Source organism: Mesorhizobium sp. WSM3866 (assembly GCF_002294795.1).
Classification (GTDB): Bacteria; Pseudomonadota; Alphaproteobacteria; order Rhizobiales; family Rhizobiaceae; genus Mesorhizobium.
Map to the genome: position 1 here is coordinate 21,503 of NZ_NSGC01000013.1, position 14,190 is coordinate 35,692.

Sequence of the window (14,190 nt, forward strand, 5' to 3'; positions counted from 1 at the left end):
CGGCTCGGTCAGATCGGCATTTCCGAACTGACCTGCTTGCGAGGCATGGTTATTCGGGCTTGTCGTCCGGATGACCGAGTTCGCAGAACCAGCCACCGAGATATTTCACCGACGGCCTCCTTGGGTCGGGAATTGGCGTCTTCGCCTCGACGGCGGCCCGGAACGGCTCGGCGCTGTCCTGCGGGATAAATCCGAGATGATCGGCGCCGCTGTTGTCGACCATCTTCAGCTTGTTGTTGGATAGGCCGAACGAGATGGTGTGGCCGACGCGCGGCGCTGTCAGCGATGCCTCGACCAGGCGCACGCAGTCGGCGAAGGAAAGATACGACCACAGCATGCGCCGGTCGGCCGGCTCGGGGAACGACGAGAAGATGCGCAGGCACACCGTCTCGATGCCGAACTTGTCCCAATAAAGCCGGCTGAGGCTTTCGACGAAATTTTTCGACACGCCATAAAGACTGTCCGGGCGCACCGGCGCGTCGACGCCGATATGCGCCTCGATTTCGTGATAGCCGATGGCATGTACCGAGGAGGCGTAGACGACGCGCTTCACGCCGTGTTTCCGGGCGCCTTCATAGATGTGGTAGGAGCCGCGAATGCTGGAATCGAGGATGGTCTGCCACTCGCATTCGAGCGGCGCGCCGCCGAAATGCACGATCGCATCGCAGTCCTTGGTGGCCGCGATGGTCGCCTCCATGTCGGCAAGATCGAAGACGGCTTCTTCTTCATGAGGCGCAAGATCGCTGAACGGCCCGCGGCCCGCCAGGCGGATCTTGCTTGCCAGCGGCACCAGTCCCTTGCGCAATTGCGAGCCGAGCCGGCCAGCGGCGCCGGTGATCAATATACGTTCGTAGTGCGGCATCGTTTACTCCACTTGCGCGACGGCGGCATTGATCCGCGAGATCGCCTCGGCCAGCACCCCTTCGCCGGTCGCCGTCGAGATGCGGAAATAGGGTGACAGTCCATAGGCGACACCCGGCACCGACGCCACGCGTCCTTCGTTGAGAAGATAGTTGGCCACGGCCGCGTCATCCTCCAGGACGAGGCCCTTGGGCGTCTTGCGGCCGATCAGGCTGGCGCAGCCGATATAGGCGTAGAAGGCGCCTTCGGGCGGCGACAACGTCAGTCCGTTTATCTTCCTGATGCCGTCCACTACCAGGTTGCGGCGCGCCTCGAAGGCCTGCCGGAAGCGCGCGACTTCATCCTGCGGCCCGTTGAGGGCGGCGACGGTCGCGGCTTGTGCGATCGAGCACACCGAGGTGCAGGACTGGCTCTGGATCGTCGACATCGCCTTGATGAGTGGCGCGGGGCCGGCTGCGTAGCCGACGCGCCAGCCGGTCATGGCGTAGGACTTCGAGACGCCGTTGACGATCAGGGTGCGGTCCTTGAGCTCGGGGCAGGCCTTGCCGAAGGAGACGAATTCGCGTCCGTCGAAGAGGATGTGCTCGTAGATCTCGTCGGAAAGGACCAGCACCTGCGGGTGTTTTGCCAGGAGCGCGCCCAGCGCCTTGAGATCGGACGCGGAATAGACCGCGCCAGACGGGTTGCCGGGCATGTTGAGGAAAAGCCACTTTGTCCTTGACGTGATTGCCTTTTCCAGCAGCGCCGGCGTCAGCCGGAAACCTGTGGTCTCCGGGCATTCGACGACGACGGGCGTGCCGCCGAGCAGCTTCACCATTTCGGGATAGGAGACGAAATAGGGCGCCGGCAGGATCGCCTCGTCGCCTGGCTCCAGCGTCGCCATCAGGGCGTTGAAGATGATCTGCTTGGCGCCGTTGGCGACGACGATGTCGTCGGCCGTGTAGTCCAGCCCGTTCTCACGGCGGAACTTGCCGGCCACGGCTTCGCGCACTTCGATGGTGCCAGCGGCAGCGGTGTAGAGCGTCTGTCCTGCTTTCGCCGCGAAATGGGCGGCATCGATGATGTGAAGCGGGGTCGGGAAATCGGGTTCGCCCAACCCGAGGTCGATCACGTCCACACCCTTGGCGCGCAGCGCCTTGGCGGCCTGCGAAGCCGCCATGGAAGCCGAAGGCTTCACCGCCGAGAGGCGCGAGGCAACGTAACTCATTGGTCGTTCTCCGAGATGTAACCCTTGGATCGGTCGTTGACCCGCGCGGCGGCACTGCGCTTGGCCGGATCGCCATAGCCGCCGCCGCCCGGCAGTTCGAGGATCAGCCGCCGCCCGGCGGGGACGTGCTGCCAGCCCTTGGGGCGCATCTTTGTGCCGTCGTCGAGCTTGACCACGCCGGCGACGCCGGGCTCGCCGCCATTGCGTCCGCGCGGGGGATGGTTCACGCGGTCGAACATGGCGGAGAAGTCGAACTCGTGGCCGTCGGTCGCGGCGATCTCGATGATCTGACCCAGGCCGCCGCGGAACTCGCCGTCGCCGCCGGAATTCGGCCGCAGCTCTTTGCGCCAGATCACGATCGGACCGGTATGCTCCGTCGCCTCGATCGGCATCGTATGGACACCGGACGGGAAGGCCGTCGCCGACAGCCCATCGAGCTCAGGCCGCGCGCCCATGCCGCCGGAGTTGAACATCAGCACTTCGGCGCGGCGGCCGGACGCGCCGGCGACGGGCCGCGCCGAAATGTGGATGTTCCACAGCGCGCCGGCGCCTTCGGCGAGGATCTTTCCGGGCAACGCCTTGGAGAACGCGCCAAGCACCAGATCGGGCACCATGTGGCCGAAGATGTGCCTCAACGCCACCGGGGCCGGCCGCACGGCATTCAGGATGTTGACCGGCGACGACACGGTGAAGAAGGCGAGCGAGGCGGCATTGTTCGGGATGTCGGGCGCCACCATGCATTTCAGCGCATAGCAGGCATAGGCCTTGCTGTAGATGATCGGGCAGTTGATGCCCCAGCGGCTCATCGGGTCGGTGCCGGTGAAGTCGACCTCGACATGGTCCTCGCGGACCGACACCGTGGCCGCGAGTTTCACCGGCTCGTCGTAGCCGTCGGTCACCAGCTCGTTCGACCAGCTTCCCTTGGGCAGCGCCTCGATGCGTTCCAGCATGGCGTCGCGGGTGCGCGAGAAGATGAAATTGCCTAACCCATCCAGCGAGGTCAGGCCGATCTCCTTCATCATGTCGACGAGGCGCCGGTGCCCGACCTCGTTGCAGGCAGCGAGCGAATAGAAATCGCCGACCACCTGGTTGGGCTCGCGGACATTGGCGCGCAGGATCCTGACCAGATCGAGATTGACCTTGCCCTTTTCCGCGAACTTCATGATCGGGATCTGGATGCCTTCCTCGTAGACCGACTTGCCGTCGGCGCCGAAGCCGCGCCCGCCGACATCGACGACATGCGCCGTGCAGGCGAAGAAGGCGACGAGCTCGCCGTTGAGGAAGGACGGGGACACCATGGTGATGTCGTGCAGGTGGCCGGTGCCCTGCCAGGGATCGTTGGTGACGTAGGTGTCGCCTTCGAACATCTGGTCGCGCGGGATTTCGTGCATGAAATGCAGCACCGCCTCGGCCATGGTGTTGACGTGGCCCGGCGTGCCGGTGACTGCCTGCGCAAGCATCTGGCCGCGCGGGTCGAACACGCCAGCCGACAGGTCGCCGGATTCGCGCACCGAAGTCGAGAAGGCGGTGCGCAGCAGGGTGAGCGCCTGCTCCTCGACCACCGAGATCAATCGGTTCCACATGACCTGCATGCGGATTTCGCCAACATCGCTCATGCCTGGCTGCCTTTGCGGATCAGAAGGATCGCGCCGTCGCTCTGGATGACGGCGTCGAAGCTGGTGGTGACGACGGTGGAAGTTTCGCGCTCGACGATGACCGCGGGGCCCGCGATCCGATCGCCGGGGCGGAGCGTGTCGCGCTCGACGATGCCGTAGCTGCGCGGCGCGCCGCTGACCGGATCGAACACCTCGCGGGTCGTTTTGAGTTCGCTCGTCTTCTTGCCAGTTGTGAGCTCGTGCCTGGCGACGGCGGGACGAACATCCGTCGCCTTGACCGACCAGGTGACGATCTCGATTTCCAGTCCGTCGAGCCCCTCGATGGCGCGGCCAAAGAAGCGCTGGTAATTCTCCTCGAACAACGCCTTGAGTTCTGCAACGGCATCGTCGCCGAACGGCTCGTCTGCCACCGACACGGGGATTTCCCAGCCCTGGCCGGCATAGCGCATGAAGGCGGTGATTTCGCAGACGATCCTGCCGCTGGCGCCGCCGCGCACAAAACCCTCGGCGGAGGCCTTGAGATCGGCGAGCAGGGCATTCACTTCGGCAGGCTGGAACCGCGACAGGCGCGTCAGCTTCGAGGCCAGCGCCTCGTAGCCGAACGGCGCCTTGAGGAAGCCGATCGCCGAGCCGACGCCGGCGCCGCGCGGAACGATGCACTGGTCGATGCCGAGCTTTTCACACAGCCTCGCCGCGTGAAGCGGGGCGGCGCCGCCGAAGGCAATCATCAGGTTGTCGGAAATGTTCTTGCCGTTCTCGACCGCGTGGACGCGGGCAGCATTGGCCATGTTCTCGTCCACCACCTCGCAGATGCCGAAGGCCGTCGACATGGCATCGAGCGACAGCCGCTCGCCGACATCGCGCAGAATCGACTGCTCGGACGCAGTGCTGTCCAGCTTAATCACCCCGCCGGCGAAATTGTCGGGGTCGAGCTTGCCGAGCACGAGATCGGCATCCGTGATCGCCGGACGCTTGCCGCCGCGCCCGTAGCAGGCCGGCCCCGGCTCCGAGCCGGCACTCTCCGGCCCGGTCTGGATACGGCCCATGGCGTCGACCCAGGCGATGGAACCGCCGCCGGCGCCGATCTCGATCATCTCGATAACCGGGATGGAGATCGGCATGCCCGAGCCCTTCGAGAAGCGGTAGGTGCGCGCCACTTCGAAGGTTCTCGCCGTGCGCGGCGCATAGTCCTCGATCAGGCAGATTTTGGCGGTGGTTCCGCCCATGTCGTAGGAGACGACCTTCTCAAGACCAAAGCGCCTGGCGATGTCTGCGGCGAAGATCGCGCCGCCCGCCGGGCCGGATTCGACCAGCCGGACCGGAAATTCCGAAGCGGTCTCCACCGAGATCAGGCCGCCGCCGGAATGGATCATGAAAACGGGGCAATCGGCGCCCATGTCCTTCAGGCGCGTCTGCAGGCGGGCGAGATAGTCGGCCATCTGCGGCCGCACATAGGCGTTGGCGCAGACCGTGTTGAAGCGTTCGAACTCACGCATCTGCGGCGAGACTTCGGCGCTGATCGAGATCGGGATGCCGAGTTTTCTGGCGAGGATCTCGCGCGCCCGAAGCTCGTGGTCGGGGTTGGCATAGGCATGGATGAAGCCGATCGCCACCGAGCCGAAACCACCCGCCGCAATGCGGTCGGCGATGTCCTCCAGAGCGGCTTCGTCGAGCGGCTGCAGCTCTTGGCCTTCCGCGCCGATGCGGCCCTTGACGGTGAAGCGATCCTCGCGCGGAATCAGCGGCGTCGGCAGTTGCAGGTTCAGATCATACTGCTCGAAGCGGTTTTCCGTTCGCATCTCGATCACGTCGCGGAACCCTTCCGTCGTGACCAGCGCGGTCTTCGCGCCACGGCGCTCAATCAGCGCGTTGGTGGCGAGTGTCGTGCCGTGGATGATGATGCCGATCTCGGACGGCGAAATTCCGGCGTCGCGAATGACGATGGCGATGCCGTCGAGGATCGCCTGCTCGGGAGCCGCATAGTTGGTCAGTACCTTGGTCGAAAACATCGTCCCTCGGACATCAAGGGCGATGTCGGTGAAGGTGCCGCCGATGTCCGCGCCGAGACGGATGTCGTCAGTTCTGGAGGTCATGACTTGGCCTTCTGGGAAGCGAGCGCGGCGTCGCGCATCTGAGAGAGGGTCTGCCGGGGCGTTATCGCTTCGGGCGAGATGGTGATGTCGAGGACGGCGCCGGTCGTCGAGCTAAGCGCCCGCTCGAACGCCGCCGCGAAATCCCCCGTGGTTTCGACCCGCTCGGCGTGAAAGCCATAGGCCTTCGCCAGCGCCACGAAGTCGGGATTCTCGAGCGAGGTTCCAGAGACGCGAGCCGGATAGTTGCGCTCCTGATGGGCACGGATGGTGCCGTAGATGCCATTGTTGACGATCAGCACGATCGGCTGCGCGCCGGCCTGCATGGCGGTTCCGAGTTCCTGGCAGTTCATCTGGAAATCGCCGTCACCGGCAAAGCAGACCACGGTGCGTTGCGGGTATGCGACCTTGGCCGCGATCGCGGCCGGCAGGCCATAGCCCATGGCGCCGGATTGCGGCGCAAGCAGGCGCGCTTGCGGTCCAAACTTGAAGAACTTGTTCGGCCACACGGTGAAATTGCCGGCGCCGTTGGTGAGGATGACGTCGGGCGGCAGCGTCTCGCGCAGCCAGGTGCTGACCGCGACCATGTCGACCGGGCCGGGCTGCACGGGCGCAGCGAACGTGCCTTCATAGGCCTTGCGTGCCGTCGTGCGCCAGTCGGCCCAAGAACCCTTGATCGGGGTGAGCGCCTTGGCGAAGGCGTTCGGACCGGCATGGATACCGACCGTGGGCACATAGATCTTGCCAATCTCGCGATCGGAGCCGTGCACGTGGATCAGCTTCTGGCGCGGTACGGGAACTTCCAGCAGGGTGTAGCCGTCGGTCGTCATCTCGCCGAAGCGGACATTGACGGCGAGGATCACGTCCGCATCGCGGATCAGGTTTTTCACATGCGGCACCATCCCGACGCCGGCCTCGCCGACGAACACCGGCGAATGGTTGTCGAACTGGTCCTGATACCGGAAGGCTGTCACGACCGGGATATCGGAGGCCTCAGCGAAAGCCTGAAGCGCCGCGCGTCCGTCAGCCGTCCAGTTGGTGCCGCCCATCAGCAGCACCGGATTTTCGGCGGCGGCAAGCATCTTCAATACCGACGCAATTGCCTCCTGTGCCGGCGCCGCTTCGAAGACAGACGCCGGTCCGCCGAGCGGCGCGGCTCCGGTCATGGCCGTCAGCATGTCTTCCGGCAGCGCGACCACTACGGGGCCGGGCCGTCCGGTCAAAGCGGTGTTCCAGGCCCGCGCCACGATTTCGGGAAGACGATCGACGTCATCGATCTCGACCGCCCATTTTGCGACGGTTCCATACACCGCCCGGTAGTCTATTTCCTGGAAGGCTTCGCGGCCTTTCATGTCGGTGCCGACCTGGCCGACGAAGAGGATCATCGGCGAACTGTCCTGCATGGCGGTGTGCACGCCGATGCTGGCATTGGTCACGCCCGGGCCGCGCGTCACAAAGCTGATGCCCGGCGTGCCCGTCAGCTTGCCGTAGGCGGAAGCCATGAAAGCCGCACCGCCCTCATTGCGGCAGAGCACGTAGTCCAGCTTTCCACGCGTGTCGTGCAGCGCGTCGAGAACGGCGAGATAGCTTTCGCCGGGAACGCCGAAGCTCTTGGTCGCGCCAAGCGAGATCAGGCACTCGACAAGAAGGCGACCGCCATTGCGGACCATGCTTCGGCATCCTCTTACGCTGGTGGCAAGCAGACGGAGCCTGCCTTTCGAACTTATACCTGCACTCTGGCGGGCCGACGCGAAATCAAGAAATGCGGTCCATTCGAAAGTTTTTCTTTATTCTGCAATTCGAACCAGGACGCCGGGATTCATCGTGCCCTGCGGGTCGAACGCGCCCTTCAGCCGCGCCATGAGTTCCCGCTCCACTGAACTGCGATTCCGCTCGGCCACGGCGATCTTGGCGCGCCCAAGCCCATGTTCCGCCGCGAAGCTGCCCCCCATCTCGGTAGCGAGCGCAGCCAGCGCCTCGGCAAATTGTCCCGCCTTGCCGTCGAAATCGGCGCGGCCTTCCGGCGGCGACACATTGTAGTGGATGTTGCCGTCGCCGAGATGCCCGAATGGGTTGATCCGCACGCCGGGCAGGATGTCGTCGCAAATCCCGGCGCCGGTCTCGATGAAGCGGGCGATGGCGCCCGGCGGCACCGAGATGTCGTGCTTCAACTGTTCGCCTTCCAGCCGCTGCCCCTCGGGTTGTTCCTCGCGCAGCCGCCAGAATTGCGCCCGCTGCGCGCCCGAATTGGCCAGCGCGCCATCCACGACCAGACCTTCCTCCATACCCCATTCCAGTGCCGAATCGAGGATCTCGTCCAGCGGAACGCGCGCCGAACCTGACGCCAGTTCGACGAGCAGGTAGACGTCGCCTCGTGTTTCCAGCTGGTAGGCGAGATCAGGCAGATTTTTGAGCGCCAGCGTCAGGCCGACATCGGAGAAGAATTCGAGCCCGGCAAGGAACTCGCCGGCCTCGCCGCGCAGATAGGTGCCGAAGGAAACGGCCGCGGCGAAGTCGGACATCACCAGAAGCGCGCTCGCCTGTTGTTTTGGGGTGGGATAGAGCCTGAGGACAGCGCGCGTGACGATGCCGAGCGTGCCTTCGGCACCGCAGAACAGCTTGCGCAGCTGATAGCCGGCATTGTCCTTCTGCACCGCGCGAAGGCCGTCCCACATCGCGCCGTCCGGGGTCACGATTTCGAGGCCGAGCACGAGGTCCTGCATCATGCCATAGCGAAACGCCTGGCTGCCGCCGGCATTGGTGCCGATCAGGCCGCCGATCCTGGCGCTGCCTTCGGCGCCGAGATGCATCGGGAACATCAGGCCATGCGGCTCCAGCGCGTCGTGCAACGCGGCTAGCACAACGCCCGCGTCAACCGCAATCGACCCGCTCTCCGGATCCGGTTCGCCTATTGCCGTCATGCGCGAAAGCGAGACGATCACCGCGCTCGCCTGATCGGCGACGGCGCCGCCGCACAGGCCGGTGTTTCCGCCTTGCGGAATCACGGCCACGCCGGCCACCCGGCATGCCTTGACGACTGCCGCAACATCGGCCGTGTTCGCGGGTCTGGCAACGCCCAAAGGCGCGACGCCATAGCGGTTCATCCAGTCGCGCTGATAAGGCTCGGCGTCGGTGCCCGAAAGCCAGCCTTTCGGTCCGAGAATCTCGCGCAAAGCGGTGACGGGATCGGTCATTACGATACCTGCGATATTTGGCACGCCGCGTATAGACAGCAGCGGCGCCTGGCTCAATGACCCAGCACCTGCGACAGGAATTGCCGGGTGCGCTCGTTCCGGCAAGAGGTGAAGAACTGCTCCGGCGGCGCCTCCTCGACGATCTCACCACGGTCCATGAAAATGACGCGGTCGGCGACGCGGCGCGCAAAGCCCATCTCGTGCGTGACACAGATCATCGTCATGCCGTCCGAAGCAAGGGTCACCATGACGTCCAGCACTTCGGCGATCATTTCCGGGTCGAGCGCCGAGGTCGGCTCGTCGAACAGCATGAGCTGCGGCTGCATGCAAAGGGCGCGCGCAATGGCCACCCGCTGCTGCTGGCCCCCGGAGAGCTGTCCGGGAAACTTCGTCGCCTGCTCGGGAATGCGGACCTTCTCCAGATAGCGCCGGGCGGTCGCCTCGGCCTCGGCGCGCGGTCGCTTGCGCACGATCATCGGTGCGATCATGCAGTTCTCCAGCACGGTCATGTGCGGGAACAGGTTGAAGTGCTGGAACACCATGCCGACTTCGCGCCTGATCCCGTCAATGTTGCCGACATCGTCGTTGAGCTCGGTGCCGAGCACGGTGATGCGCCCGCCATTGTGCTGCTCGAGCCGATTGATGCAGCGGATCATGGTCGATTTGCCGGAGCCCGAGGGGCCGCAGACGACGATCTTTTCTCCGCGCTTCACGGAAAGGTTTATGTTCCGCAGCGCGTGGAAAGAGCCGTAGTATTTGTCCAGGTTCTCGATATGAACCGCGGCGCCGGATGACTGCGTCGAAATCACTTTGCGCGCCTCCCTACCGTTCGCCGACCGACATGCGGCGCTCGAGGTAAGCACCGTAGCGGGACAGGCTGAAGACGAAGACGAAATAGATCAACGCAATGAAGGCATAGACCTCGACATAGGCGAAGCGCCATTCGCCGGTGCCGTAGGCGGCATTGCCGGAGGCGAGGATCTCGAAGAAACCGACGATAACCACCAGCGAGGTTTCCTTGAACGAGATGACGAACTGGTTGATCGTCGCCGGCAGCGCGTTGCGCATGGCCTGCGGCAGGAGGATGCGGCCGATGCGCTGCCAGTAGCTCATGCCGAGCGCCATGGCGGCTTCCTCCTGGCCCTTCGGAACGCCCTGTATGCCGCCGCGCACGATCTCGGCCTGATAGGCCGAGAAGAACAGGGCCGAGCCGAGAATGACCCTATACAGCTTGTCGCCTGCCATCCATTGCGGCAGCGCGAAGGGCAGCACGACGGCAAAGGTGAAGAGAATAGAGATCAGCGGCAGCGAGCGCACTCCGTCGATGATCAGGCCCGTGGTCCTGGATATCCAGGGCAGCTCCGAGCGGCGCAAGAGAGCCAGGCAGATCGCCAGCGGAAAGCCGATCAGGCAGGTGGTGACGAAGATGAAAAGGGTGAGCGCCAGCCCGCCCCAGGCTTCCTCGCCGACATAGGGGAGGCCGAGCACGCCGCCTTTCATCAGCACATAGTAGAGCGCCGCTCCGACGCCCCAGACGATCGCGATGCGGCTGCCGGTCCAAAAGGCCGGGATGCAGCTCAGCACTGTCATGACCACGACGGCCACACAGGCCAAGGCCGAGCGCCATTGCTCCTCGAAGGGATAGAGGCCGAAAAGGATGATGCGCCATCTGGCGGCAATGACCGACCAGCAGGCTCCTGCCGCCGCCTGGCAGGCCTCGGGCCCGCCGCTGGTGGTGAACACCGCTGAGAACACCGCCCAGTTCAGCAGCTTCCAGAGGACAAAAGCCGTGATCGTCAGGGATATCAGCGACAACAGCGCCTGCAGCGGCGTGGCGAAGAAACGGCGCCTCACGTCTTCGAGCTTGCCAGGGGCAGGGGGAGCGACAATTACCATCTCCATCACTCACCCCCTCAACTGATTGCCCTTGAGGGCAATGGTTTTGTTGATGCGGTTGAACACGGCGGCCAGGCTGAGATTGATCGCCAGGAACCCTGCCATCAGGATACCGATCGCTTCCAGCGTCTGGCCGGAGTGGTTGATGGTCAGCGCCACGATCATGAAGAAGTCGGTGAAGCCCACCGCAATGCCCATGGTCGTCGCCTTCATCAGCCAGACATATTGGTTCGCGAGGATCGGCAGCATGGCACGCAGCGCCAGCGGCAGCCGCACCAGCGTGAACACGCGCCAGGGGCTCAGCCCCAGCGAAAGTGCGGCCTCCATCTGGCCCTTCCCGACGGCCTTGAAGCCGCCACGCACGATTTCGGCGATATAGGAGCCGCCATAGATGGCGATCGCGATGGCCAAAGCGGAAAATTCGGGAGGGATGCGCAGGCCACCCTTGAGATTGAGACCTTGCAGGGCAGGGAAGTCGAGCAGCGGCAGGTCCGGCAGGCGGCCCAGCGCAAGGACAATGACTGCGCTGGCCAGTGCCGTCGCGGCCGCGGTCAGTTGAATGCCGAGCCGCTCGCCGGGCGGTTGGCTGAGGCGCGTGGTCCGGCCCAGCCAAACCGGCAGCGCGATCGCCGCGATTACGGCAAGGAAAGCTGCCGCAAACGCGACGCCGCCGACATTGGGGACCGGCACATAGAGGCCGCGGCTGGTCAGCAGCATGCCGAAGGCCTCGTGCGCGGCGCGTGGCGTCGGCAGATGCGTGATGACGGCGTACCAGAAGAAGACCTGGAGGATCAGCGGGATGTTGCGGAAAATGTCGACATAAGTGCGGCCAAGCAGCCGCGCCAGTTCGTTCGAGGAAGTCCGCGCCAGGCCGACGATGGTGCCGACGATCGTCGCCAGGATCAGCCCGGTGCATCCCAGGAATAGCGTGTTGATGACGCCGATGAGGAAGAACCACCAGTAGGGGTCGTTGGCGGTGGCGGGCAGCAGCGAGAAGTTGACATCCCAGCCCGTCGACTTGAACAGGAAGTCGAAGCCGGAGGTGATGCCTTGCTGCGCCAGGTTCCGCCGGGCGATCATCACGCAGGCAAGGAGCATCGCAGCAAGCGAGCCGACATAAAGAACCTGTAAAAGCGTATTGCGGACCCTCTGATTTCTTAGCAGGCTGACCATCATGGTCTTCCCCGAATTGTCGCCGGCTCCGCCTGGCCGTGCCAGGCGGAGCTCAGAGCGAGCTGCGTTAAGAGGTGGAGTCAGTCGATCACCAGCGGGAACAGGACGCCGCCATTGTTCCAGAGGTTGGTCAGCTCGCGATCCATCTTGTAGGGCGACTCCTTGCCGAGATCGCGATCGAATATCTCGCCATAATTGCCGACCTTCTTGATCACGTTGTAGGCCCAGTCGTCAGGAAATCCGAGACCCTTGCCCATGCCTGGCGCGGCACCGAGGAACTTGGCGACTGCCGGCGACGTGGGCTTGGCTTTGATCTCATCGACATTTTTGGACGTGATGCCTTCCTGCTCGGCGAAGAGCAGGGCGGAGAGCGTCCAGTTGGCGACGTCGACCCAGTTGTCGTCGCCTTGCCGCACGATCATGACCTCGGGTTCGACGGCGAGCACGTCGGGCAGGATCACGTGGTCGTCGACCTTGCCCTTGGCGACACGCGCGATTGCGAGAACTGGCCCCCACTGGGCATACATGTCGCAGCGCCCCGAGAAGTATGCTTGCTCGAGCTCTTCCGTCTTTTCGATGACGACAGGCTCCAGCTTGATCCCGACCTTCTGCGCATAGGCCGCGACCTGCTGCTCGATGGTCGTCCCCGCGGGGATGCAGATCGAGCCGCCATCGGCGTCCTTGAGCGACTTCAGATTGAGCTCCTTATGCGCCATCACCTTGGTCGTTCCGAGGTAATAGGACATCGAGAATTGCAGGCCGAGCTCGGTATCTCGGCTGAGCGTGCCGCCCGACGCCTTGATGATGATGTCGACGTCCCCCGACTGCAGCGACGGCCAGCGCTGCGCCCAGCTGATCGGGACGATCTTCAGCTTGGCCGGGTCGCCGAACACGGCGGTCGCCACCGCCTTGCAGAGGTCGATGTCCATGCCCTTCCAGTTGCCCTTGTCGTCTACCTCGGCGAAGCCGAGATAGGAGCCGTCATGGCCCGTGCAGTTGAGCAAGCCGCGCGCCTTCACCGTTTCCAGCGTCTTGCCGCCCGCCGCCTCGGCAGGCGCCGCAAAATGAACCAGGCCAAGGGCCATGGCTGCGGCCCCCCATTTCATCATTTTCATGTTTGTTTGTCTCCACTGTTGAGGTTCACTTGTTCTTGTTGTTGGAGGCCCGAAACACGCGCTTCGGCCCTCGGTCGCGAAGCCGCTCCTAATCGGAGAGCGGTGTCGGTTTCGGCAGAGAAAGCTTGAGGTCGCTGCCCCAATCCTGCTGGACGAGCCAGCGATGCAGGGCGGCCACCGCCTTCACGCGCAGATGCCCGCGCGGCATGACGAGGTAGAAGCCAGGGACTTCTTCCGGCTTCATGTCCGAGAGGGCGTCACGGCCAAGTGGCGCGACCAGCGCGCCCGACCTGAAGTCCTCCTCGGCATCGATGACGGAAACCAGGCCGACACCGATGCCTTGGAGCGTCGCACGGCGCATGGTGGCGGCGTCATCGAACCCGATGCTGCGGTCGCCCTCAGCCAGTTCCACTCCGAGGTGCCGCAATATGTCGGGCCACAGCCGCTTCGACTTGACGGTGTCGAGCAGCGTGAACCGCGTCAGGTCCTGCGCCGACTTGATCTTCTCGCCGATCGCCGGGGTACAGCAGATGATCTTCGGGTCCGGCACCAGCAGCGTGGTCTCGTAGTCCGGCCAGTTGCCATAGCCCCACTGCACCGTCATATCGATGTCGTCACGCCCAAAATCGGGCAGGTCGACCATCGTCGTCAGGCGCAGATCAGCGCCCGGCAGGATCTCGCGGAACAATGAAAGCCTGGGCAGCAGATAGTGCGTTGCGAAGTAGGGGCTGGCATTAAGATTGATGCGGTCCCGGTAGTTCGATTTGGTGACGCGGCGAACGCCTTCGGAAAATTCGTCGAAGCCGGCCTTGACATAGTGCGAGAGCAGGATCGCCGACTCAGTCAGTTCGATCGAGCGCCCCTTGCGCTCGAACAGCGTCACCTGCAGCGTGTCTTCCAGGAGCTTGATCTGCTGGCCGACGGCTTGCGGCGTCACCAGGAGCTCGTCGGCGGCCTGCCGGAAGCTCTTGTGCTGTGCGACGGCGTGGAAGACGCGAAGCGCATTGAGCGAAGGAAGGCGAAGCTTGCCGGTCATCG

The 14,190-nt window shown here is 64.3% G+C and carries 11 protein-coding genes; all 11 read right to left on the reverse strand.

Annotation, left to right across the window (positions count from 1 at the left end; genetic code table 11):
• Positions 1 to 49: 49 nt before the first annotated feature.
• Entirely contained in the window at positions 50 to 862 is an 813-nt protein-coding gene (locus CK222_RS25090) for an NAD(P)-dependent oxidoreductase (RefSeq protein WP_095802273.1), read from the reverse strand.
• Positions 863 to 865: 3 nt separating this feature from the next.
• Positions 866 to 2,068, reverse strand: a complete 1,203-nt coding sequence (locus CK222_RS25095) for a pyridoxal phosphate-dependent aminotransferase (RefSeq protein WP_095802274.1) — start codon at positions 2,066 to 2,068, stop codon at positions 866 to 868.
• Positions 2,065 to 3,684 (reverse strand): hydantoinase B/oxoprolinase family protein, encoded by a 1,620-nt coding sequence (locus tag CK222_RS25100; RefSeq protein WP_095802275.1) that lies wholly within the window; start codon positions 3,682 to 3,684, stop codon positions 2,065 to 2,067. The genes CK222_RS25095 and CK222_RS25100 overlap by 4 nt, the downstream gene beginning before the upstream one ends.
• Complete coding sequence (locus CK222_RS25105; protein WP_095802276.1) at positions 3,681 to 5,777, reverse strand: hydantoinase/oxoprolinase family protein; 2,097 nt, start codon at positions 5,775 to 5,777, stop codon at positions 3,681 to 3,683. Before CK222_RS25105 ends, CK222_RS25100 begins: the two co-directional genes overlap by 4 nt.
• A complete protein-coding gene (locus CK222_RS25110; protein WP_067328777.1) occupies positions 5,774 to 7,444 on the reverse strand; it encodes a thiamine pyrophosphate-binding protein in 1,671 nt (556 codons plus the stop codon). The genes CK222_RS25105 and CK222_RS25110 overlap by 4 nt, the downstream gene beginning before the upstream one ends.
• A gap of 117 nt (positions 7,445 to 7,561) precedes the next feature.
• Complete coding sequence (locus tag CK222_RS25115) at positions 7,562 to 8,968, reverse strand: FAD-binding oxidoreductase (RefSeq protein ID WP_095802277.1); 1,407 nt, start codon at positions 8,966 to 8,968, stop codon at positions 7,562 to 7,564.
• 53 nt (positions 8,969 to 9,021) lie between these two features.
• Entirely contained in the window at positions 9,022 to 9,777 is a 756-nt protein-coding gene (locus CK222_RS25120) for an amino acid ABC transporter ATP-binding protein (RefSeq protein ID WP_095802278.1), read from the reverse strand.
• 13 nt (positions 9,778 to 9,790) lie between these two features.
• Positions 9,791 to 10,870, reverse strand: coding sequence for an amino acid ABC transporter permease (locus CK222_RS25125; protein ID WP_095802279.1), 1,080 nt, complete (start codon positions 10,868 to 10,870; stop codon positions 9,791 to 9,793).
• Between the two features lie 3 nt (positions 10,871 to 10,873).
• Positions 10,874 to 12,040, reverse strand: coding sequence for an ABC transporter permease subunit (locus CK222_RS25130; protein WP_245418722.1), 1,167 nt, complete (start codon positions 12,038 to 12,040; stop codon positions 10,874 to 10,876).
• Between the two features lie 77 nt (positions 12,041 to 12,117).
• Positions 12,118 to 13,152: an amino acid ABC transporter substrate-binding protein gene (locus CK222_RS25135; RefSeq protein ID WP_095802280.1), complete on the reverse strand. Its 1,035-nt coding sequence runs from the start codon at positions 13,150 to 13,152 to the stop codon at positions 12,118 to 12,120.
• Between the two features lie 88 nt (positions 13,153 to 13,240).
• Complete coding sequence (locus CK222_RS25140; protein WP_066992107.1) at positions 13,241 to 14,188, reverse strand: LysR substrate-binding domain-containing protein; 948 nt, start codon at positions 14,186 to 14,188, stop codon at positions 13,241 to 13,243.
• Between the last annotated feature and the right edge of the window lie 2 nt (positions 14,189 to 14,190).

Coding starts and splice junctions, on each gene's coding strand:
- CK222_RS25090 (WP_095802273.1), bottom strand. CDS start 862: ATGCCGCACTACGAACGTATATTGATCACCGGCGCCGCTGGCCGGCTC.
- CK222_RS25095 (WP_095802274.1), bottom strand. CDS start 2,068: ATGAGTTACGTTGCCTCGCGCCTCTCGGCGGTGAAGCCTTCGGCTTCC.
- CK222_RS25100 (WP_095802275.1), bottom strand. CDS start 3,684: ATGAGCGATGTTGGCGAAATCCGCATGCAGGTCATGTGGAACCGATTG.
- CK222_RS25105 (WP_095802276.1), bottom strand. CDS start 5,777: ATGACCTCCAGAACTGACGACATCCGTCTCGGCGCGGACATCGGCGGC.
- CK222_RS25110 (WP_067328777.1), bottom strand. CDS start 7,444: ATGGTCCGCAATGGCGGTCGCCTTCTTGTCGAGTGCCTGATCTCGCTT.
- CK222_RS25115 (WP_095802277.1), bottom strand. CDS start 8,968: ATGACCGATCCCGTCACCGCTTTGCGCGAGATTCTCGGACCGAAAGGC.
- CK222_RS25125 (WP_095802279.1), bottom strand. CDS start 10,870: ATGGAGATGGTAATTGTCGCTCCCCCTGCCCCTGGCAAGCTCGAAGAC.
- CK222_RS25130 (WP_245418722.1), bottom strand. CDS start 12,040: ATGATGGTCAGCCTGCTAAGAAATCAGAGGGTCCGCAATACGCTTTTA.
- CK222_RS25135 (WP_095802280.1), bottom strand. CDS start 13,152: ATGAAAATGATGAAATGGGGGGCCGCAGCCATGGCCCTTGGCCTGGTT.
- CK222_RS25140 (WP_066992107.1), bottom strand. CDS start 14,188: ATGACCGGCAAGCTTCGCCTTCCTTCGCTCAATGCGCTTCGCGTCTTC.